22 protein-coding genes are annotated in these 21,007 nt (G+C 72.5%); 10 read left to right on the forward strand and 12 right to left on the reverse strand.

Annotated elements, in window-relative coordinates; translation table 11 throughout:
- Window position 1: 1 nt before the first annotated feature.
- The 9 genes from LQF12_RS10900 to LQF12_RS10940 form a co-directional block, all read right to left on the reverse strand.
- Window positions 2-1,312 carry a glutamate-1-semialdehyde 2,1-aminomutase gene (locus LQF12_RS10900; protein WP_231052959.1) on the reverse strand — a complete coding sequence of 437 codons (1,311 nt, stop codon included), beginning with the start codon at window positions 1,310-1,312 and terminating at the stop codon, window positions 2-4.
- Window positions 1,312-2,286, reverse strand: a complete 975-nt coding sequence (gene hemB, locus LQF12_RS10905; RefSeq protein ID WP_231052960.1) for a porphobilinogen synthase — start codon at window positions 2,284-2,286, stop codon at window positions 1,312-1,314. The genes LQF12_RS10900 and hemB overlap by 1 nt, the downstream gene beginning before the upstream one ends.
- On the reverse strand, window positions 2,283-3,011 hold the full coding sequence (locus tag LQF12_RS10910) for a uroporphyrinogen-III synthase (RefSeq protein WP_231052961.1): 729 nt from the start codon (window positions 3,009-3,011) through the stop codon (window positions 2,283-2,285). Before LQF12_RS10910 ends, hemB begins: the two co-directional genes overlap by 4 nt.
- Window positions 3,004-3,906, reverse strand: coding sequence for a hydroxymethylbilane synthase (gene hemC, locus LQF12_RS10915; RefSeq protein ID WP_231052962.1), 903 nt, complete (start codon window positions 3,904-3,906; stop codon window positions 3,004-3,006). The genes LQF12_RS10910 and hemC overlap by 8 nt, the downstream gene beginning before the upstream one ends.
- Window positions 3,903-5,108, reverse strand: coding sequence for a ferrochelatase (locus LQF12_RS10920; protein WP_435531182.1), 1,206 nt, complete (start codon window positions 5,106-5,108; stop codon window positions 3,903-3,905). Before LQF12_RS10920 ends, hemC begins: the two co-directional genes overlap by 4 nt.
- A complete protein-coding gene (hemQ, locus tag LQF12_RS10925) occupies window positions 5,105-5,791 on the reverse strand; it encodes a hydrogen peroxide-dependent heme synthase (protein ID WP_231052963.1) in 687 nt (228 codons plus the stop codon). Before hemQ ends, LQF12_RS10920 begins: the two co-directional genes overlap by 4 nt.
- Window positions 5,792-5,841: 50 nt before the next feature.
- Window positions 5,842-7,227 (reverse strand): protoporphyrinogen/coproporphyrinogen oxidase, encoded by a 1,386-nt coding sequence (locus LQF12_RS10930; protein ID WP_231052964.1) that lies wholly within the window; start codon window positions 7,225-7,227, stop codon window positions 5,842-5,844.
- Between the two features lie 8 nt (window positions 7,228-7,235).
- Window positions 7,236-8,285 (reverse strand): uroporphyrinogen decarboxylase, encoded by a 1,050-nt coding sequence (hemE, locus tag LQF12_RS10935; protein WP_231052965.1) that lies wholly within the window; start codon window positions 8,283-8,285, stop codon window positions 7,236-7,238.
- 140 nt (window positions 8,286-8,425) lie between these two features.
- Complete coding sequence (locus LQF12_RS10940; RefSeq protein WP_231052966.1) at window positions 8,426-9,919, reverse strand: HNH endonuclease; 1,494 nt, start codon at window positions 9,917-9,919, stop codon at window positions 8,426-8,428.
- Between the two features lie 106 nt (window positions 9,920-10,025).
- Here LQF12_RS10940 and LQF12_RS10945 point away from each other — a divergent pair, with 106 nt between their 5' ends.
- Window positions 10,026-10,733, forward strand: a complete 708-nt coding sequence (locus LQF12_RS10945; protein ID WP_231052967.1) for an alpha/beta fold hydrolase — start codon at window positions 10,026-10,028, stop codon at window positions 10,731-10,733.
- On the opposite strand, the gene LQF12_RS10950 is transcribed toward LQF12_RS10945, so the two are convergent.
- On the reverse strand, window positions 10,723-11,193 hold the full coding sequence (locus LQF12_RS10950; protein ID WP_231052968.1) for an MOSC domain-containing protein: 471 nt from the start codon (window positions 11,191-11,193) through the stop codon (window positions 10,723-10,725). The genes LQF12_RS10945 and LQF12_RS10950 overlap by 11 nt on opposite strands.
- 64 nt (window positions 11,194-11,257) lie before the next feature.
- On the opposite strand from LQF12_RS10950, the gene LQF12_RS10955 reads away from it, so the two are divergent.
- The 3 genes from LQF12_RS10955 to LQF12_RS10965 all read left to right on the forward strand — a co-directional run bounded on the left by LQF12_RS10955 (window position 11,258) and on the right by LQF12_RS10965 (window position 13,904).
- A complete protein-coding gene (locus LQF12_RS10955) occupies window positions 11,258-11,683 on the forward strand; it encodes a PPOX class F420-dependent oxidoreductase (RefSeq protein WP_231052969.1) in 426 nt (141 codons plus the stop codon).
- A 145-nt stretch (window positions 11,684-11,828) separates the two neighbouring features.
- Window positions 11,829-13,082 (forward strand): glutamyl-tRNA reductase, encoded by a 1,254-nt coding sequence (locus LQF12_RS10960; RefSeq protein ID WP_231052970.1) that lies wholly within the window; start codon window positions 11,829-11,831, stop codon window positions 13,080-13,082.
- A gap of 12 nt (window positions 13,083-13,094) precedes the next feature.
- Entirely contained in the window at window positions 13,095-13,904 is an 810-nt protein-coding gene (locus tag LQF12_RS10965; RefSeq protein ID WP_231052971.1) for a serine hydrolase domain-containing protein, read from the forward strand.
- On the opposite strand, the gene LQF12_RS10970 is transcribed toward LQF12_RS10965, so the two are convergent.
- Window positions 13,860-14,645, reverse strand: coding sequence for a glutamine amidotransferase (locus LQF12_RS10970; protein ID WP_231052972.1), 786 nt, complete (start codon window positions 14,643-14,645; stop codon window positions 13,860-13,862). The genes LQF12_RS10965 and LQF12_RS10970 overlap by 45 nt on opposite strands.
- 103 nt (window positions 14,646-14,748) lie before the next feature.
- Between LQF12_RS10970 and LQF12_RS10975 the strand changes: the two genes are divergently transcribed.
- Genes LQF12_RS10975 through ybaK form a run of 3 tightly spaced genes read left to right on the forward strand, consistent with a single transcriptional unit; the run spans window position 14,749 to window position 18,910 of the window.
- Window positions 14,749-17,292, forward strand: a complete 2,544-nt coding sequence (locus LQF12_RS10975) for a DEAD/DEAH box helicase (protein WP_231052973.1) — start codon at window positions 14,749-14,751, stop codon at window positions 17,290-17,292.
- The gene (locus tag LQF12_RS10980; RefSeq protein ID WP_231052974.1) at window positions 17,289-18,368 is read left to right on the forward strand and encodes a DUF2510 domain-containing protein; all 1,080 of its coding nucleotides are present in this window, start codon (window positions 17,289-17,291) and stop codon (window positions 18,366-18,368) included. Before LQF12_RS10975 ends, LQF12_RS10980 begins: the two co-directional genes overlap by 4 nt.
- Window positions 18,365-18,910, forward strand: coding sequence for a Cys-tRNA(Pro) deacylase (gene ybaK / locus LQF12_RS10985; RefSeq protein ID WP_231052975.1), 546 nt, complete (start codon window positions 18,365-18,367; stop codon window positions 18,908-18,910). The genes LQF12_RS10980 and ybaK overlap by 4 nt, the downstream gene beginning before the upstream one ends.
- Here ybaK and LQF12_RS10990 read toward each other — a convergent pair.
- Window positions 18,854-19,243: a YccF domain-containing protein gene (locus LQF12_RS10990; protein WP_231052976.1), complete on the reverse strand. Its 390-nt coding sequence runs from the start codon at window positions 19,241-19,243 to the stop codon at window positions 18,854-18,856. The two genes, ybaK and LQF12_RS10990, sit on opposite strands and share 57 nt — an antisense overlap.
- Window positions 19,244-19,275: 32 nt before the next feature.
- Here LQF12_RS10990 and LQF12_RS10995 point away from each other — a divergent pair, with 32 nt between their 5' ends.
- The 3 genes from LQF12_RS10995 to trxA are packed head-to-tail and all read left to right on the forward strand — an operon-like array spanning window position 19,276 to window position 21,003.
- Entirely contained in the window at window positions 19,276-19,875 is a 600-nt protein-coding gene (locus tag LQF12_RS10995) for a pentapeptide repeat-containing protein (RefSeq protein WP_231052977.1), read from the forward strand.
- On the forward strand, window positions 19,872-20,570 hold the full coding sequence (locus LQF12_RS11000; RefSeq protein ID WP_231052978.1) for a YggS family pyridoxal phosphate-dependent enzyme: 699 nt from the start codon (window positions 19,872-19,874) through the stop codon (window positions 20,568-20,570). Before LQF12_RS10995 ends, LQF12_RS11000 begins: the two co-directional genes overlap by 4 nt.
- Window positions 20,571-20,622: 52 nt before the next feature.
- On the forward strand, window positions 20,623-21,003 hold the full coding sequence (gene trxA, locus LQF12_RS11005) for a thioredoxin (RefSeq protein WP_231052979.1): 381 nt from the start codon (window positions 20,623-20,625) through the stop codon (window positions 21,001-21,003).
- Window positions 21,004-21,007 lie beyond the last annotated feature (4 nt).

Raw genomic sequence — 21,007 nt, forward strand, 5'->3', positions numbered from 1 at the left:
ATCAGTCCCGGGGCCGCACCTGGGCCGCCGCGCGAGCGGCGGCCGGTAGCGCGGCCAGGATGCGCTCCACCGCGGCGTCGTCGTGGGCCGCCGAGACGAACCACGCCTCGAAGGCCGACGGCGGCAGGCTCACCCCCGCCTCCAGCATGGCGCGGAAGAAGGCCGGGTAGCGCCAGGCCTGGGACGCCTGGACCTCGGCGTAGTCGCGCGGGTTCGCTCCCGCCCAGCCGCATTCGGCGGCGGACCCGAAGGCGAACGAGAACAGCGTCCCGGCGCGCTGCACAGCGGCCGGCACACCTTCGGCGACGAGCGCCTGCTCCACCGCGAGGGAGACGGTGTCGGCCACGTGCTGCACGCGGGCGTAGACGGCGGTGTCGGCCCGCCGTAGCGTGGCGAGCCCGGCGGCCACGGCCACCGGGTTCCCCGAGAGCGTCCCGGCCTGGTAGACGGGACCGGTGGGGGCCAGCGCGCGCATCACCTCGGCGCGCCCGGCGAGCGCCGCGACCGGCATCCCCCCGCCGATGACCTTGCCGAAGGCGAGCAGGTCGGGAGTCCAGTCCCCCTCCACGCCCCACCAGCCGGCGGGGCCGGAGCGGAAACCGGTCAGCACCTCGTCGGCGATGAACAGTGCGCCGTCGGCGCGGGCCATCTCGGCGAGGGCGGCGTTGAACCCGGGCTCGGGCGGGACCACGCCCATGTTCGCGGCGGCCGCCTCGGTGATCACGGCGGCGATCTGGCCGGGGTGGGCGGCGAACGCAGCGCGGACGGCGTCGAGATCGTTGTAGGGCAGCACGATCGTCTGGGCGGCGAAGGCCGCCGGCACCCCGGCCGAGCCGGGCAGGGAGAGGGTGGCCACGCCGGAGCCGGCGTCGGCCAGCAGCCCGTCGGAGTGGCCGTGGTAGTGCCCGGCGAACTTGATGACGAGGTCCCGGCCGGTGACTCCGCGCGCCAGCCGCAGCGCCGTCATGGTGGCCTCGGTGCCGGTGGAGACCAACCTGACCAGCTCGGCCGGCGGTACCCGGTCCCGGATGGTCTCGGCAAGCTCGACCTCGGCCAGGGTCGGTGCCCCGAACGAGAGCCCGCGCGCGGCGGCCTCCTGCACGGCGGCCACCACCTCGGGATGGGCATGGCCGAGGATGGCCGGGCCCCACGAGCCGACCAGGTCGACGTACTCGCTCTCGCCGGAGTAGACGTAGGGCCCGGCGGCGCGGTCGAGGAAGACCGGGTCTCCCCCGACGCTCGCGAACGCACGGACCGGCGAGTTCACCCCGCCGGGGATGACGGCGGCGGCTCGATCGAACAGGGACGTCATCACAGCTCCTCGTTGCGCAGTCGATGGGCCAGCTCGGTGGCCCAGTAGGTCAGCACCGCCTCGGCGCCGGCACGGCGGATCGCCAGCACGCTCTCGGCGATCACGGCGTCGCGGTCCAGCCAGCCCTGGGCGGCAGCCGCCTCGACCATCGCGTACTCGCCCGAGACCTGGTAGGCCCAGACGGGCACCTCACTGATCGCGGCGACGTCGGCGAGCACGTCCAGATAGGACGAGGCCGGCTTGACCATGACCACGTCGGCGCCCTCGGCGATGTCGAGCTCGGCCTCGCGCAGCCCCTCGCGGCGATTGCCGGGGTCGAGCTGGTAGCTGCGCCGGTCCCCGGTGAGCTGGGAGTCGACCGCCTCGCGGAAGGGTCCGTAGTAGGCGGAGGAGTACTTGGCGGCGTAGCCGAGCAGCGCCACGTCGGTGAAGCCCTCGGCGTCGAGGGCCTCGCGCACGTGGGCGACCTGGCCGTCCATCATGCCGCTCAAGCCCAGCAGCGCCGACCCGGCACGGGCCTGCGCCAGCGCCATCTCGGCATAGCGGGTGAGGGTGGCCTCGTTGTCCACCCTGCCCCGCTCGTCCACCACGCCGCAGTGCCCGTGGTCGGTGAACTCGTCCAGGCACAGGTCGGTCTGGACCACGAGTGCCTCCCCCACCTCGGCCACGGCCACCTCGGTGGCGGCGTTGAGGATCCCGGCGGGATCGCTCGCGCCGCTACCCACGGCGTCCCGCTCGGCGGGCACGCCGAAGAGCATCACGCCGCCCAGACCGGCGCCGGCGGCCTCGACCAGCGCACCACGGAAGGAGTCCATCGAGTGCTGCACCACCCCGGGCATGGAATCGATCGGGCGCGGGTCCTGACCTTCGCGCACGAACATGGGCAGCACCAGCTCGCTCGCGTGCAGCCGGGTCTGGCGTGCGAGCCGGCGCATCGCCGGGGACTGGCGCAGCCGGCGCGGACGGATCCTCATGACTTCTCCTCCTGTGCAGCGGCCAGGGCGTCGAGCATGGCGTCGAGGGTGCGCTCGCCGGCCTCGGCTCCCACGGTCAGCCCGGCCTCGCGGGCCTCGGCCGTGGTGAGCGGGCCGATGCTCACCACCACCGTACTCGCCGGTGGTCGCAGCTCAGCCAGGGCCCGGGCCACCGACCCGCTGGTCACCAGCACCGCGTCCGCCCGCCCGTCGCGCACGCCGGCCGCGTCCTCATCACCCACCGGGGCCGCGGTCGTGCGATACCCGACGACGTCGCTCACCCGGCACCCTCGCTCGGCCAACCCGTCGGCCAGGCTCGCCCGGGCCAGGTCCGAGCGCAGCATCAGCACCCTCTCACCGGGGGTCTCGGGCCAGACCTGCAGCAGCCCGGTGGCCGAGTAGGTGTGCTCGGGCACGAGGTCGACGGCGATCCCCGCCTCCCGCAGGGTGCTCGCCGTGGCGGGCCCGACCGCCGCGACCCGGGCGCAGACATCCCAGCCGCGCACGAGGTCGACCGTCGCGGCGGAGGTCACCACGAGCCAGTCGAACTCACCGGCGGCCAGCCCGGCGCGGGCGGCGTCGATCTCGGGCCCCTCGACCGGGGTCGTGGACAGCAACGGGACCACCCAGGGCGTCCCGCCGCGGGCTCGAACAGAGCCGGCCGCCCGGTCTCCCCAGGCGCCGCCCCGGGGCAGCAGGACCGTTCCTTGCAGACGCTCAGTCATGGATCCATTCGGCGGCCCCGTCGGCGAGCAGCCGGCGGGCGACGTCGGCTCCGGCGGCCACGGCCACGCCGGGATCCACCTGGGCCGAGGCCTCGAGCACCTCTCCCCCGCCGGGCCGGTAGGCCTGGGCGCGGAGGGTGAGCCGGTCGCCGTCGAGGGTGGCGTGGGCGGCGACGGGTGCCGCGCACCCGGCCTCCAGGGTGGCCAGCACGGTGCGCTCGGCCTGGGCGCACGCCCAGGTTCCGCCGTCGTGGATCTGCGCCAGCGCCTGCGGGAGATCACCTGCGGGATCGGTGCGTACCTCCACCGCCAGGACGCCCTGGCCGGGCGCGGTGGGCCATGCGAGGAGTTCGGTGATCCGCTCGTCCAGACCGAGCCGGTGCAGGCCGGCGGCGGCCAGCACGACGGCGTCCAGGTCGCCGGAGGTCACGAAGCCGAGGCGGGTGCCGACGTTGCCGCGGATGTCGACCACGTCGAGGTCGGGGCGCTGCGTGCGCAGCTGGGCCACGCGGCGCGGGGACCCCGTGCCCACCCGGGCCCCGTGCGGCAGCTCGGCGAGGGTGAGGCCGTCGCGGGCGCAGAGGGCGTCCCGGTGGTCCTCCCGGGAGGGGCTGGCCAGCACCTGCAGGCCGGGGTGAGGGGTGGTGGGCAGGTCCTTGTAGGAGTGGACCACCAGGTCGCACTGGTCGGCCAGTAGCGCGGTGCGCAACCGGGCGGCGAACACGCCCGTCCCGCCGAGGCTGGCGAGGGAGGCGCGGGTCAGATCACCCTCGCTGGTCATCGGCACCAGCTCGCACGGCGCCCCGACGGCGGCCAGGGCGTCGGCCACGGTGCCCGCCTGGGTGCGGGCCAGGTCCGAGGCGCGGGTTCCCAGCCTGAGGGGCCCGAGTGTCACGGCTGCAGACCCGAGACCGCGGGCCCGAACCCGCGGCGGACGTTCTCGCAGCAGCCGGGTCGGCACACGTCGTACCAGGGGCCCAGGCCGGTCCGCGCGGGCCGGTCCGCGGCCGGTGTGGCCCGGATGCGCTCGAGCACCAGATCCACCAGGCCGGTCACGAACGCCGGGTGCACCCCCGGGGTGGCCACCCGCACGGCGTGCAGGCCGTGCTCACCGGCGGTCTCCATCGCCTCGTTGTCGAGGTCCCACAGGACCTCCATGTGATCGGAGAGGAAGCCGAGCGGGACGATCACCACGCCGTCGCGCCCGCTGGCCGGGAGGGCGGCGATGGCGTCGTTGACATCGGGCTCGAGCCACGGCTGGGTCGGCGGGCCGGAGCGGGACTGGTAGACCAGCTGCCAGGGCACGTCCTGGGCGCCGACGGCGTCCATCACCACCTGCGCAACCGCCTTGTGCTGGGCGGCGTAGGCGCCACCCTCGCCGAGCTCGAGGTGGGCCGGACCGGAACGCTCGGCGTCCGCCGTCGGGATGGAGTGGGTGGCGAAGAGCACCTCGACGTTCGTGGCGCCCTGCTCGCGCAGGGTGGCGAGCCCGCCGGCGACGGCGTCGCAGAACGGGGTGACGAACCCGGGGTGGTCGAAGAACTGGCGCACCTTGTCCACCTCGAGCTCACCGGCCAGGCCGGTGGCCTCGAGGGCGTCGGCGATGTCCTCGCGGTACTGGCGGCAGCTGGAGTAGGAGGAGTAGGCGCTGGTGGCGATCGCGAGCAAGCGGCGGTGGCCGGCGGCGTGGGCCTCGTGCAGGGCGTCCGGCACGTATGGGTCCCAGTTGCGGTTGCCCCAGTAGACCGGCAGGTCGATGCCGCGGGCGGCGAGCTCGGTCTCCAGGGCAGCCTTGAGCTGGCGGTTGTGCTCGTTGATCGGGCTCACCCCACCGAAGTGGCGGTAGTGGGTGGCGACCTCCTCGAGCCGTTCGTCGGGGATGCCGCGCCCGGCGGTGACGTTGCGCAGGAACGGGATCACGTCGTCCTGACCCTCGGGACCGCCGAAGCCGGCGAGGAGGATCGCGTCGTAGGCGGTGGGTTCGCTCACGTGCTCGGGTCCGTGCGCGGCCGCGGGACTGGCGGCGGGTACGAGGGCGCCCGGGGCGAGGTGGGCCTCGGTGGCCGGGGGCGGCTTCATGCCGGTGCCTGCGCTCATGACAGGATCTCCACCAGCTCGGCCGCGCCGACGCGCCGTCCGGTGTAGAACGGCACCTCCTCGCGCACGTGCATCCGGGCCTCGGTGTAGCGCAGGTCGCGCATGAGGTCGACCAGCTCGGTCAGCTCGTCGGCCTCGAGGGCGAGGATCCACTCGTAGTCACCGAGAGAGAACGCGGCCACGGTGTTGGCGAGCACGCCCCGGAAGGCCGCGCCGCGGCGGCCGTGGTCGGCGAGCATGGCGCGCCGCTCCTCCTCGGGCAGCAGGTACCACTCGTAGGAGCGCACGAAGGGGTAGATCGTCAGCCAGTCCTTCGGTTCCTTACCGCGCAGGAAGGCCGGCACGTGCCGGGCGTTGAACTCGGCCTCGCGGTGGATGCCCATGGCGTTGAAGGTGGGCAGCAGGGCGCCGAGGGTGCTGGTGCGGCGCAGCGTGCGCCAGGCGGCCTGCAGGTCCTCGGCGCGGTCGCCGTGCAGCCAGATCATCACGTCGGAGTCGGCCTTGAAACCGGAGACGTCGTAGAGCCCTCGGACCGTGACCCCGGGGGTGGCGGTCAGTGCGGTCTCGAGCTCGGCGACGGCGTCGGAGCCTGGGCCGGCGGTGGGCCGCCGGTGGGGGTCCTGCCGGAGCACGGCCCAGAGCGTGTAGCCGTGCGGTTGCGCGTCAGTCTCTGCCTCATCCACCTCATCAGCGTAAACCGGGGGGATGGGGCCGATTGCGACTGGCTGTCAGTTCACGGCCGGTGCGCTGCCGCCGCACCCGCCGTCTGGGCGTGCGGCACCACCGAGGCGAGGCCGGATCCGCAGATCCATGCGCCCGTCAGGTGCAGGTTCCCGACGGCGTCGCTCGCCTCCCGCAGCGGGCCGACCCGCTGTGATGTCTCCCACCCGAGCACCGGGGCCGGTGGGGTGAGGCGGGTGCGGGCGAGTCCGAGCAGGGCATCATCCGGCCAGGGCGGGCCGGTGCCGGTCAGCCGGGCTGCATCGCGCAGGCCGAGGGCGCGCTGGGCGCGCTCGTCCTCAGGGACGATCGGGCTGCCGTCGGCGCGGGTGCTGTAGGACAGGCGCACGACGATGCGCTCGGGCCCAGCCACGCGCCCGACCCAGTCCCACTTGGCGCTGGCGTAGGTGAGGGCCTTGGCGCCCTCCCCCGGGTCGGCCACGAGGGTGCCTGCCTGATCGTGCGGCGGGAGGGAGGTGGCATCCAGGACGAGGGTGAGCAGATCGATCTGCTGCGGCGCGGGCCAGTCGGCGGCGTAGGAGGCCAGGCCGGGGTGGTCGGCGAGGGCGGGCCAGGTGTGCGGGGCCGAGGCGAGCACGAGGGAGGTGGCCTGCAGGAGGCGGGGGGCGCCGTCGTGATCGGTGACGGTCAGTTCCCAGCCTGCGGACGTGCGCCGGGCCTCGCGCACGAGCGTGGCGGGAGCGAGGGTGACGCCGCGGGTGGTGAGGTCGCGCACGAGTGCCTCGATGAGGCGGTGGACACCGCCGTCGATCGCGGCGACGGCGCTGCCGGCGGGTGAGGCGGCGCGGAGGTCGGCCAGGGCGGCGGCCAGGGAGCCGTGGGTGGTGAGGCGCTCGTGGATGCGCGGCAGCAAGACCTCCGCGCGCAACTCCTCCGGTTCCACCGAGTGCACGCCGCGCACGATGGGGCGCACCAGCCGGTCCAGCACCGCGGGGCCCATGCGCGAGCGGATCAGCGTGGCGAGCGAGGCGTCCGGGTCCGGTGTGACCGGGAGGGTCAGGTCCTCGCGGGCCCGGGCGAGGCCGCCGGTGCCGAGGACGTCAGCCAATCCGGGGGCATCCAGGTCGGTGGGGATGCCGAGCACACCGGCCTGCGGGAGCGGGTGCAGGACGCCGTCGATGAGGACGCGGGCGGGAACGGGGAGGGGGGTGACGACGTCGAGCCCGAGCTCCTCGGCGAGGGCGGCGACGTGGGCGCCACGGGTGGCGAAGCTCTCCGCCCCGGCGTCGAGCGTGAGGCCGGCGAGCTCGTGGTGGCGGACGAGGCCGCCGAAGTTCGGCGAGGCCTCCACCAGCGTGACCGAGGCGCCGGCATCGGCGGCGGCGCGGGCGGCGACCAGGCCCGCCACTCCCCCGCCGACCACGGCGACGTCGCTCACGCGGGAGGTCACTGCTCGTGCGCCCAGGCGACCAGGCGGGTCAGGACGTCGGGGTCGGTAGCCGGGGGGACGCCGTGGCCGAGGTTGAGCACGTGCGCGGGCGCGGCCCGGCCGGCGGCGAGGACGTCGGAGGCGTGGGAGGTGAGGGAGCCCCACGGGGCGGCGAGCAGGGCGGGGTCGATATTGCCCTGGAGGGGGACGCCGGGCAGGGCGGCGGCGGCCTGGTCGAGGGGGGTGCGCCAGTCCACCCCGACGACGTCCACGCCGACCTCGTGCATGGCGCCGAGCAGGTGGCCGGTGCCGACGCCGAAGTGCACGGTCGGCACGTCGAGGCCGCGGACGGGCCGCAGCGCCCGGGCGGAGTAGGGCGCGACGTAGGCCTGGTAGTCGGCCAGGGAGAGTCCGCCGGCCCAGGAGTCGAAGAGCTGGGCGGCCGAGGCGCCGGCCATCACCTGGGCGCGCAGGAACTCCCCGGTCAGATCGGCCAGCCAGGTCATCAGGTCCGCCCAGACCTCGGGCTGGGCGTGCATGAGGGTGCGGGCGGCGAGCTGGTCCTTGGAGGGCCCGCCCTCGACGAGGTAGGCGGCAAGGGTGAAGGGGGCGCCGGCGAAACCGATGAGCGGGGTGGGGCCGAGCTCGGCGGCGAGGCGGGCGATGGCGGTGGTGATGGGCGCGAGGTCATCGAGGGTGCGCTCGCGAAGCGCGGCCACATCTGCCGCGGTGCGGACCGGATGCTCGATCACCGGGCCCGTACCGGGCACGATGTCGACATCGACACCGGCGATCTTCAGCGGGACGACGATGTCGCTGAAGAAGATCGCGGCGTCCACGCCGTGCCGGCGGACCGGCTGCAGGGTGATCTCGGTGACGAGGTCGGGATCGAGGCAGGCATCCAGCATCCGGGTACCTTGGCGCAGCTCGCGGTACTCGGGCAGGGACCGCCCGGCCTGCCGCTGGAACCAGACCGGCGTGGTCTCGGGGCGCTGCCCACGGTAGGCGCGGATGAGCGAGGAGTCGGAGGTGGCGGCGTGGAGGGGATGCTGCTCGGGAAGAGTCACGCGCTCGATTCTGACATCGACGGGCGGCGCCGCTGCACCATGGGCGGCCTGGATGCGCTCCAGCGACGCTCCCTGGCGTGCCCTGCACATGCCGGTGTCCCCGTCGGAGGTGGTGGTCGGCGGGGTCCGGGGCGGGGTGATCAGAAGGGTGGCGGGTCGGTGCTGCCGGTGCGACTGCCGGCTCTGGGGCTGTGAGGACGTGGCGAGATCGCTTTGGCGGCGGCGTGCATCGAGTCCAGGGCTCGTTGGCGCACCCGTGCGGTCGAGGTCGCTGTGGTCCCCGGTGTGCTGGGCAGGTTGTAGGTGCCGGCGGGGGTGACCAGGTAGGCGCCGCCGTCGGGACTGGCCCAGTGGTAAGTGCCGGGGGTGATCACCTGGTAGGTCCAGCCCGCGTGCGTTTTCGCGCGGTGGTGGCGCCGGCACAGGGCGGCGAGGTTGGTCGAGGTGGTGGGCCCGCCGTCCTCGTGGGGGTCGATGTGGTCCAGGTCGGCTGATCGGGCGGTGCGGTGGCAGTAGGGGAACCGGCACGTGCCATCGCGCAGGATGACCTGCTCGCGCAGCCTGGGGCTGGCTTCATAGGTGGTGGCCGCGTACTCGGTGTTGAGGTCGATCACCGGCCGCACCAGCACCCGCCCGGCGGTGGCGCACCAGGTGCGGACCTGCTCGGCGGTGATCGGGGAGCGGGTGTTCTCACACCGCCCCACACCAGAAGACTGCTCATCGAGGTCGGCGGCGGACAGGTGCAGATACAGCAACACCGTCCGCCCCGTCGCTTCGTTGGGGTCGCCGGAGTCACTGGCACTGTCATCGTCCCCGGTGGCCCGGGCCAGGGAGGTGTGGCCGCGGGCGAGGTCGCCGAGGGCGACCGAGCGTCGCACGTCCTCACTGGCACCGGGCATGAGGGCCTTCAACGCGGCTGCGCGGGCGGAGATGGCTGCTTCCAGGTCCAGTGCGTCGGCGAGGTCGAGGCCGCCGCCGAAGGTGATGACCGCACCGGCGCTGGGATCGGTCGCGGTCGCCACCTGATCGAGGTCGATGTCGACGCGTCGCCCCTCCAACGCCGCCTCGCGGTCCTTCTCGGCCTGCTCGGGGTCGAACCTCGCCACCGCCGCAGCCACGGTGCGTTCGATCTGAGCCACCGAGCAGGTCCCGATCGTCCAGGCGACCTGGGCATCGACCCGGGCGGCACCAGCGGCGGGGAGCCTCTTGCTCAACCGCGCCACCGTCCTGGCCCGATGCACACTGACCTGCCCGGCCCGCACCCGGGACCACAACACCGGCAGGCGGTAGGCCAGCTCGACCACCGCACCGACGTAGTTCATGGCGGCTTCGTTGGACTGTCCCAGCGCTGCGGCCAGGCGGGTGAAACCGAGATCGGCCACCCACGGGGCACCCTCCCCGGCCAGCCGCATCGGCTGCTCGGTCCCCGGCACCCCGACATGAACGTCGGGGTCGAAGACCGCGTCCTGGGTCGTCTCCTCCGGGTCCACGACCGACTCACGCACCCACGCCAGCACCAACTCCGCGCGCTCGACCTCCACCGCCCGAGCCGCCACCCCATTGGCCCGCACGGCAGCCAGCAGTTCCTTCTCGGCCGGAGCCGAGAACGAGAATGCGGTGGCTGTCGATGTCATGAAAGAAGCCTCCCACCGACCACCGACACCGCCCCATCACCCCAGGTCAGAGCGCACATCGCCGCAGTCCGTCGCCGGCCCCGGTTGTCACGCAGTAGCGTGCCGCATGGCTACCTCGCCGTCACCCGCGCACCGACCCCATCTGCTCCTGATCCCCGGCGCCGGCTGCGACCCCGCCTACTGGGACCCGCTCCGCGCACGGCTGACGGCCCTGGGCCACTCGAGCACCGCCGTCGACCTACCGTGCGAGGACGAGCAGGCCTCGCTCGAAATCTACGCACAGACCGCGGTGGACGCCGCCGAGCGCGACGGCGCCGCCGGCAAGCCCGTGCACGTGGTCGCCCACTCCTTCGGTGCCTTCACCGCCGGGCTCCTGCCCGGCCTGCTTCCGGTCACGCGCCTGACCCTGCTCAGCCCGATGATCCCCGCCCCGAACGAATCCGGCAGCCAGTGGTGGAGCGCAACCGACCAGGCCCGTGCGCACGAGCGGGCCGCAGCCCGCGAGGGTCTGACCCTGCCACTCGCCATGGACGACCTCTTCTACCACCAGTTCAGCGCCGAGCAGCGTAGGGCAGCCCAGGCCTGGGAACGCGACCAGTCCGACCGCGCGTTCTCCCAGCCCTGGCCCGGCCCCCGCTGGCCACCGACCCCGACGGCGGTGCTCGCCTTCGCCTCGGATCGTCTCTTCCCACCCGAGTTCCTCGAACGCCTCGCCGCCGAGCGGATCGGCCCGCACACCGTCGCTCAGGTCCCCGGGGGCCACATGGGGATGGTGAGCCACCCCGACGCCCTCGCCGCGGCGATCACGGCCTGAGCTCCATCCGGTCCCCGATCTCGATCGGACCCGAGGTCAGCGCCCGGAACACCGTCCCCGCCCGGCCGCGCAGCACGATTCGCGCACCGTCGCTGATCCAGTCGTCCAGCAGCCGGCAGGGTGCCGCGATGCGCACGACCTCCAGCTCGACGTGCCCGATCCGGATCCGCTCGCCCGGCCGGGAGGGGATCTCACCGTGGGAGACGGTGATGTTGCGGCGGGTGCCGGAGTGCTCGATCGGCGCCCCCAGATCCTCGGCCGCGGCCCGCAATCCCTCCAGCGACTGCACCGTCACGTGGCGATGCTTGGTGCCGTGGTACCGGTCCCCCACGATCCCGCGACCGGCCTCCACCTCGACCCCGGCCACGTCCTTGGTGGGCAACCGCGAACCCGGGGCGATGGTGAGCGCCACCACGGTGGGCGGCTGCGGGGAGGAGGGGACGCCGTCGTGATCTGCCATGAGGTCATGGTGACAGGCAGGGAATGCGGCGACCTGCCCCGCGGTTGCCACCTCCATGGCATCGATGACCGACGACGAGGTCCAGGCGTTCATCCGCGCGACCCCCGCCCGCACCGTGGCAGCAGCGACCACCCGCAAGGACGGCCGTCCGCATGTGGTGCCGGTCTGGGTGGCCTTCGACGACGAATCCGGGCAGATCGTGTTCAACACCGGCGCCGAGACCGTCAAGGGGCTTTCCCTGCGCCGCACCGGTCAGATCGCGCTGAGCTTCCACGACGACGTCCCCCCCTTCACCTTCGTCACGGTCGAGGGCACGGTCGCGCTCGTCGACGACCTCGACCAGGTGCGCCGCTGGGCCACCACCATCGCCGAGCGGTACATGGGCGCCGAGCGTGCCGAGGAGTTCGGCGCGCGCAACGGCGTGCCCGGCGAACTGCTCGTTCGCGTCACACCCACCAAGGTCATCGCCGAACGCGACCTTGCCGACTGACCGGTCGACTGACCGGCCTGCCCGCGTAACCTCCCCCACACCTGCAGCGACCGCAGCCGCGCCACCGCGCGCACCGCGCGTCCTGCCACCTGGGATGTGACACCCCGTCCCGATCTGCGCCACCCGGCGCTCTTACGATGGACGGGTGCTGGTATGTGTGAGTGCAAGTCACCGGACGGCTGACTTCACGCTCCTGGAACGACTCTCCGCCGCCGGCGGATCGGCCCCGCACCTGGACGATCCCGAGGTGCGTGGTGCCGTCGTGGTGGCCACCTGCAACCGGTACGAGTCCTATCTCGACGTGGACGCCAAGACCGACCGACAGGCCGAGGTCGTGCTCGCGCGCACGGTGGACCGCATCGCCTCCCATGCCGGGGTCGATGTGACCGAGCTGCGTCACCGCACTCGCACCATGAAGGCGAGCCGGGTGGCTGCCCACCTGTTCGCGGTGGCGAGCGGTCTGGACTCGGTGGTCCTGGGCGAGGACGAGATCGCCGGTCAGGTGCGCCGCTCACTGGCCGAGGCGCGCACCGCCGGTACCACCACCGCGAGCCTGGAGCGGCTGTTCCAGATGGCCTCCACCACCTCCCGCGGGGTGAAGAACACCACCAGGATCAACGCCGCCGGCCGCTCGATGGTGCGCCTCGCGCTCGACCTGGCCGAGACCCGGCTCCCCGCCTGGCGGGACGCGAACGTGCTCATCGTCGGCACCGGAGCCTATGCCCGAACCACTCTAGCGGCGCTGCGTGATCGCGGCGTCGGGGTGGTCGACGTGGCCTCCCCCTCGGGGCGGGAGCAGAAGTTCGCCCTGCGCGAGGGCGTGCGGGCCGTACCGGCCGAGGACCGGGTCGAGGCGCTGCGCCGGGCAGATCTGGTGATCACCTCCACCAACGTCCTCACCCTGACGGCGCCCGACCTGGCCGAGGCGCAGCGTGCACCCGGGCACCCGCTGCTCGTGGTTGACCTGGGCCTGCCGGCGAACGTCAGCAAGGATGTCGCCCACCTGCAGGGCGTCGACCTGCTGGACCTGGAGACGATCAGCCTGCACGCACCGGTGCAGGAGCTCAACGCCAGCGCCGAGGCGTTCGACCTGGTCGACCAGGCGGCGCAGGAGTTCGAGCAACGCTCGGCCGAGGACGCCGCCGCACCGGCGATCGTGGCCTACCGCTCGCACGTGGAACAGGTGCTGGAGTCCGAGCTGGCCCGCGCGCGCTCGCGCGGAGATGCCGACGACGACACCGAACGCGCCCTGCGCCACTTCGCCAGCGTGCTGATCCACACCCCGACCACCCGCGCCCGCGAGCACGCCTCGACCGGCCGGCTGGAGGAGGTCGTCGCCGCGATGCGCACCCTGTACGGGATCGAGCTCGGCGACGCTGAGAGCGGCCGGGAAGTCTGAGACGCTAGCCGGGTGAGCACCTACCCCACGCTGGACGCGTTCGACTTCCCCGTCGCCCTCGCCGTCTCCTCCGACACCCGGATCCTCAGCCTCGACGGTGAGGTCGAGGCCGCACGGCCGTGGAAGTCGGTGACGAAGCTGCTGACCGCCTTGGCGACCCTGATCGCCGTCGACCGCGGTCACGTGCACCTGGACGACCCGGCCGGGCCGGAGGGCTCGACCGTGCGGCACCTGCTCGCCCACGCCTCCGGGCTCCCCTTCGAGGCCGGCGGTCCGACCCAGACCCCCGGCCAGCGCCGCGTCTACTCCAACGTCGGCTTCGAGACTCTCGCCGGGCACGTCTCCGACGCCGTGGACACCGACTTCGCGCTCTGGGCCCGTGAAGTGGTGCTCGAGCCGCTGGAGCTGAGCACGGTGGAGTTCCACGGCAGCGCCGCCTACGCCGCCGGCGGCTCCACCCTGGACGCGCTCGGCCTCGGCCTGGAGCTTCTCACGCCGACCCTGCTCGACGGCGATCTGGCGCAGCAGGCGCGCACGGTGGCCTTTCCCGGGCTCGCCGGGGTGCTGCCCGGTTTCGGCAACCAGACCCATAACGACTGGGGGCTGGGGTATGAGATCCGGGCGGGCAAGTCACCGCACTGGACCGCACCCGAGGCCGATCTGGCCACGTTCGGGCACTTCGGCCAGTCCGGCAGCTTCCTGTGGGTGGACCCCCAGGCCCGGCTGACGGCGGCCTTCCTGGGTGCTCAGCCGTTCCGTGCCGATCTGCACGGGGAACTATGGCCGCGGCTGAACAGCGAGATCCTCTCCGCGCACGCCTGAGTGGCCCACCGGTGACCGGCACAGTCGCGCGAACGAGGTGAGCACGGCGTGGGCCTCCGCGACCTCGGCGCTGGCGGTGCGGGCGATCACCTCGGCCACGTCCTCGGGCGCGAAGTAGCCGGAGTTGACGTACACCTCGATGCGCAACCGGACCGCTGCGGCGTCCATCTCCGGGTGGAACTGCGTGACGTACTGACCGGGTCCGAAGCGGTACATCTGCACCGGGCACGCCGGTGAGGTGGCCAGCACGACGGCGCCCGGCGGCAGGGTCGTGCACGCCTCCTTGTGCCCCACGTAGGCACGGAAACGCTCGGGCAGCCCCGCCAGCAGCGGGTCCTGCCGACCGGCCCCGGTGAGGGAGATCTCGACTGCGGCGGTGTCCTCGGCGTAGGTCGCATCGACCAGGCCGCCGGCCCAGCGACCCACGATTCCCACGCCGTAGCACAGGCCGAGGAACGGGATCTCGTAGCGCGCGACGTCCTCCAGCACCTCCAGCAGGGTCGCCTCCACGCTGCGCTGCACCGGGGACTTCTCGTGCTCGGGGGTGCTCACCGTGAACGGGCTGCCGCCGAGGATGATCCCGGCGAAGCGGCGCACGTCGCCGACCGGCTCGCCCCGGTCGAGCCGGATCCGCACCAGCTCGGCCTCGCTCAGCCCGGTATGGGCCAGCACGCTCGCGTACTCGGCATCCGCCGCCACCTCGTGGGTGCGCGACGCCAGGAAGCACAGCGGACGGGTCATGGTGGCAGTATCCCCCAGCGTCCGCCTCCGGGGCATGCCGCCGGATGCGATGTTCAGCACCCGGACACCCTGAGACACCGGACACCCTGAGACAATCAAGCCGATGACACTCACCCTGCCCCCGGACCCCGCCGACGACGACGCACTCGTCGAGGCCTTCACCGACTGGGCGGCCGGGCGAGGGCTGAGCCTGTACCCGCACCAGGAGGAGGCGCTGCTGGAGCTGGTGACCGGCTCGCACGTCATCTGCTCCACCCCCACCGGGTCGGGCAAGTCCCTGATCGCCGTCGCGGCCCACTACGTCGCACTGGCCCGCGGGCTGCGCACCGTGTACACCGCACCCCTCAAGGCCCTGGTGAGCGAGAAGTTCTTCGACCTGGTGGACATCTTCGGCGCCGACCAGGTCGGCATGGTCACCGGGGACTCCTCGATCAACGCCGACGCGCCGATCCTGTGCTGCACCGCCGAGATCCTCGCCAACCGCGCCCTACGTGCCGGCAGCGAGACCGATGCCGGCCAGGTGGTGATGGACGAGTTCCACTTCTACGCCGACCCCCAGCGCGGGTGGGCCTGGCAGGTGCCGCTGCTCGAGCTCACCGGCACCCAGTTCCTGCTGATGAGCGCCACGCTCGGCGATGTCAGCTACTTCGCCGAGGATCTCACCCGCCGCACCGACCTGCCCGTCGCGGTGATCGCCAACACCGAACGCCCGGTGCCGCTGACCTACACCTACTCCACCGAACCGATCACCGAGATCATCACCGAACTGCTCGGCACCCACCGCACCCCGGCCTATCTGGTGCACTTCACCCAGGCCGCCGCCGTCACCCAGGCCCAGGCGCTCACCTCGGTGCAGGTGGCCTCCAAGGCACAGAAGGCACGCATCGCCGAGGCCCTGGGGGATGTCACCTTCGCCAAGGGCTTCGGCTCCACGCTCTCGCGGCTGCTACGCAGCGGCATCGGGGTCCACCACGCGGGGATGCTGCCCCGCTACCGCCGACTGGTCGAGCGCCTGGCCCAGGCCGGGCTGCTGCCGGTGATCTGCGGCACCGACACCCTCGGGGTGGGGATCAATGTCCCCATCCGCACGGTGGTGCTGACCGGGCTGACGAAGTACGACGGCGTGAAGTCCCGCCACCTGAGCGCCCGGGAGCTGCACCAGATCGCCGGGCGAGCGGGCCGGGCGGGCTACGACACCGTCGGCGAGGTGATCGTGCAGGCACCCGAGCACGTGATCGAGAACGCCAAGGCGCTCAAGAAGGCCGGCGACGACGAGAAGAAGAAGCGCAAGATCGTCCGCAAGAAGGCCCCCACCGGGGTGGTGAACTGGACGGACAAGACCTTCGAGCGGTTGCGTGACTCCGAGCCGGAGCCGCTGACCTCCCAGTTCTCGGTCTCCCACGCCATGGTGCTGGGGGTGCTCGCCCGGCCTGGGGACGCGCTGCCGGCGATGCGGCGGCTGCTGACCGAGAACCACGACTCCCCCACCGATCGCAATCCGCACGTGCGCCGGGCGATCTCGATCTACCGCACGCTGCGGCAGGCGGGCCTGGTGGAGCGCCTGCCCGCGCCCGACGCCGAGGGCCGCACCGTCCGGCTGGTGGGCGAGGTGCCGGACGACTTCGCCCTGAACGCGCCGCTGTCCCCGTTCGCGCTGGCAGCGCTGGAGCTGCTCGACCCCGAGCACCCGGACTTCGCCCTCGACGTGGTCTCGGTGATCGAGTCCACTCTGGAGGACCCGCGGCCGCTGCTGATCGGGCAGCAGAAGGCAGCCCGCGGCGAGGCGATCGGTGCGATGAAGGCCGAGGGCATGGACTACACCGAGCGGATGGACGCGCTGGAGGAGATCACCTACCCGCGCCCGCTCGCCGAGCTGCTCACCGCCGCGCTGGCGGAGTTCCGCACCACCAACCCCTGGGTGGACGACTACGAGCTGAAGCCGAAGTCGGTGGTGCGCGAGATGGTCGAGCACGCGATGACCTTCTCCGAGCTGATCTCGCGCTACCAGCTCGCGCGCAGCGAGGGGGTGGTGCTGCGCTATCTCACCGACGCCTACAAGGCGCTGCGGCAGGTGGTTCCCATGTCGATGCGCACCGAGGAGCTGGCCGATCTGATCGAGTGGCTCGGCACCTCGGTGCGGCAGATCGACTCCTCGCTGCTGGCCGAGTGGGAGGCCCTGCAGGCCGGGCACGCGCTCGAGGAGGACCCCGACGGCGCAGCCTCCGAGGAGGAGGCACGTTTCGGTCCGGGGCCGGACGCCCCGGTCACCGCGAACCCGCGCACGTTCCGTGCGCTGGTGCGCAACGCCGTCTTCCATCGGGTGGAGCTGGCCGCCCGACAGGCCCACGCGTCCCTCGGTGCCCTGGACGCCGGGATCGGCTGGGACGCCGAGGCCTGGGCACAGGCGATGGACGGCTATTGGGACGAGTACGACCACCTCGGCATCGGGCCGGAGGCACGCTCGGGCGGGATGGTCACGATCACCCCCGAGGGCGAGAGCTGGCAGGTGGAGCAGGTGCTCGACGATCCCGAGGGCGACCGTGACTGGCGGCTGCGGGTGACCGTGGATCTGCCCGCGAGCGCCGAGGCGGGCAGGGTGGTCCTCTCCGCGGTCGACGTCGGCCCGGCCCGTACGATGGCCGGGTGAACGAGCAGGCACCGGGCTGGTATCCCGACCCCTCCGGTGAGAACCAGGAGCGGTACTGGGACGGGGACTCGTGGACGGAGTACTACCGGCCGCTGCTGCCGGCCGCCCATGAGCCGAGCGGGGCCGAGTCGGCGCACGAGGACTATCCCTACCTGGAGTCGGTGACGCGCAAGCGCCCCGACGTCATGGTCAGCCCGGGCACCCCCGGCGGGTGGCAGACCTCGGCGTGGGGCACGCCCGACGAAGGGCGCACCTCCGGCGGCACGAAGGTGTTCGGAAGCGGGGTGCGCGGAACCCCCGGTGGGGTGGCCGCCGTCGCCTCACTGGTGGTGCTGGCGCTGCTGCTGATCACTGGCATCGGCTGGTGGGCGCTCGCAGGCCGCCGCGAGCCGGATGCTCCCACCCCCGGCCCGGGCGGCGGGTCCGGCGGGGCGAGCACTGGCACGCTGATGCTCGGTGAGGAGACGTCCGCGCAGGTCGCCTCCGGGAGCCGGTGGGAGGGTGAGCTCGCCGTGGAGACGCCGGCGGTGCTCTTGCTGGACGTGCGCACCGAGTCCGGGGCGGAGGATCTGCAGGTCGTGGTCACCGACGCCGCTGGGAACGAGGTCGCCGCCGGCGACGACCGCGGGCGGGAGCTGGCCGAGGAGCTGGCGGGTTCGTCACTGGACCCCTTCGTCGCCGTCTCGCTGGATCCCGGTGAGTACACGGTGGCCGTGACCGAGCTGGACGGGATGGCGAGCGACTTCGCGGTGAGCGCCACCGAGGTGACCGATGAGGTGGCGCTGGACCAGGAATCGACCGTCTCGGTCCCCGCCGGTGGCCCATGGGTCGGCTCGGTCGAGCTCCCGGACGCGGGCGAGTACGTGGTGGACGTGCAGGACACCGGGACCGGTGACCCGGTGCTGCTCACCCTCGACGGCGAAGGGCGGGTGCGCAGCAACGACGACCGTGATCCCGACAACGAGGATCGCGATCCGCTGCTGGAGTCGGAGTTCGCGGCCGGCACCCTGGTGCTGATCGTGACGGAGTGGTCCGGCGAGGCCACCGACGTGACCGTGACCGTCAGCGGGTCGTGACCACCCCCGCGACCCTGGGCCTGGACCGCGCCGGGGTGGACTACCGGACCCATCCGTACACCCACGATCCGGCGAGCGGACTGAGCTACGGCCTGGAGGCAGCGGCCGCGCTCGGTGTGCCGCCGGAGATGGTGTTCAAGACGCTGGTCGCGGAAGTGGACGGGCTCCGGGCAGCACGGGGGCTGGCGGTGGCGGTACTCCCGGTGACGGCGACCCTGGACCTGAAGGCGCTCGCGCAGGCGCTCGGACACAAGAAGGCGGTGATGGCGGACCCGGCTGCGGCGCAGCGCTCCAGCGGGTACGTCACGGGCGGCATCTCCCCGATCGGCCAGCGAACGGCGCTGCCCGCCGTCGTGGACTCATCAGCCGAACAGTGGGAACGAATCTACGTCTCCGGTGGCAGGCGCGGCTTCGACATCTCGCTAGCCCCGGCTGATCTGGTGAGGGTTACCGACGCCCGACTGATCTCGATCGCGAGGACTCGCTCAACTCGCGAACGGTCGGTGCGTCTCGACGATCTCCCGCCCGAACGGTGTCAGTGAGATCGGGATGAGCTTGAGGTTCGCCCAGCCCATCGGGATGCCGATGATCGAGATGAACAGCGGGATCGCGGTGATGATGTGCTCGATCACCAGCCACCAGCCGGCCACGATGAACCAGATGATGTTGCCGATGGTCGAACCGGCTCCGGCATCCGACCGGCGCACCACCTCGCGGCCGAACGGCCAGATCACGTAGCTCGCCATCCGGAACGAGGCGATGCCGAAGGGGATGGTGATGATCAGGATGCAGCAGATCACCCCGGCGAGGGCATAGCCCAGCGCGAGCCAGAAGCCAGCGAAGACCAGCCAGATGATGTTCAGGAGCGTACGCACGCCCCCACTGTAAGCGCGTCTACGCTGGAGACGTGGAACCGGATGAGCTCTGTGGCGCGACGCTGACCAGGCAGGACCTCGACGGCGCCGTCTGGATCGGCGCCGAGATCGACGAGCTGGAGTTGGACGAGTCCACGCTGCGACGCCTGCGCGCCGCCGAGGGCACCTGGGAGCGCTGCACGTTCACCGACTGCGACTTCAGCGGCTCGGACCTGGCGGGCCTGACCAGCCGGGACGTCGGCCTGATCCGGGCCACCCTCGACGGCGCCCGGCTCACCGGGTCCTCCTGGTTGCGTTCGCGCTGGCGGGACGTCCACGCCACCGACATCGTCGGCGACCTGCTCTCCGCCCACAGCGCCACCTGGACCGATGTCACGCTCACGGGTGCGAACCTGCGTCAGGCCGACTTCACCGGCGCGGCCCTGCAGCGCGTGCGCTTCATCGACTGCGACCTGAGCCAGGCACGCTTCGCGGGCCTGCGCGCTCAGCAGGTCACGATGTCGGGCTGCCGCCTGGACGGCATCACCGGGGTCGACGCGCTGCGCGGGGTCACGATGACCACCGACGACGCCGTCGGCGCCCTCGGAGCGTTCGCCTCCCACCTGGGCATCACGCTGGAGAGCAGCCGATGACGGCGATCGCTGCCTCGATCGACCAGGTGCGCTCCCGTATCGCCACCGCCGCGCGGGAGGCGGGGCGGGACCCGGCCGAGGTGCAGCTGCTGCTGGCGGTCAAGCGGGTGGAGGCCGCCCGCATCCGCGAGGCCTTCGACGCCGGCGCCACCCTCATCGGGCAGAACCGCGCCCAGGAACTCGTCGCCACCGAGCCCGACCTCGTCGATGTGCCCCACGAGACCCACGTCATCGGTCACCTACAGTCGAACAAGGTCAACCAGGTGATGCGCTGGGCGAACTGCGTGCAGTCGGTGGACTCGAGCAAGCTCGCCGAGCGCCTCGACCGTGCCGCGGCAGCCCGCGAACGCGACCTGGACGTGTTCATCCAGGTGAACACCTCGGGCGAGGAGACCAAGTCGGGGGTGCCACCGGAGCAGGCGGGCGAGCTGGCCGCCGTCGTGGGGTCGCTGCCGCACCTGCACCTGCGGGGCCTGATGACCATCGGGGCCAACTCCCCCGACCCGGGTGAGGTGCGCGCGAGCTACACCGCCCTGGCGCACGCCAGGGACGCCGTCGTGAGCTCGGCAGACCCGGGCACGGGCGAGGCGCGGGAACTGTCGATGGGGATGTCCGGGGACCTGGAGATCGCGATCGCCGCCGGCGCGACGATGGTCCGGGTGGGGACCGGGGTGTTCGGGAGCCGGAATACCTGATCGCATGCCGTGTTGGCATTGATAGGACGTCCCCGATCAAGGAGAAGTAGCAGTGCCCACCATCGACGTGACCACCGAGACCTTCGAGCAGACCGTCAGCACCAACGACATCGTGCTGGTGGACTTCTGGGCCGAGTGGTGCGGACCGTGTAAGCAGTTCGCCCCGATCTACGACCAGGTCTCGGCCCAGCACCCGGACGTGACCTTCGCCAAGGTCGACACCGAGGCCGAGCAGGAGCTGGCCGCCCAGGCCGGCATCCAGGCCATCCCCACCCTGATGGCCTTTCGCGACGGGATCCTGCTGTTCAACCAGTCCGGCGCCCTGCCCGCCAAGCAGCTCGAGCAGTTGATCGGCCAGGTCAAGGAGCTCGACATGGACGAGGTCAAGGCCAAGGTCGCCGAGCAGCAGGCCGAGGGCCAGCCCAGCGAGTGAGCCT

This window comes from Ruania suaedae, from assembly GCF_021049265.1.
Taxonomy (GTDB): domain Bacteria; phylum Actinomycetota; class Actinomycetes; order Actinomycetales; family Beutenbergiaceae; genus Ruania; species Ruania suaedae.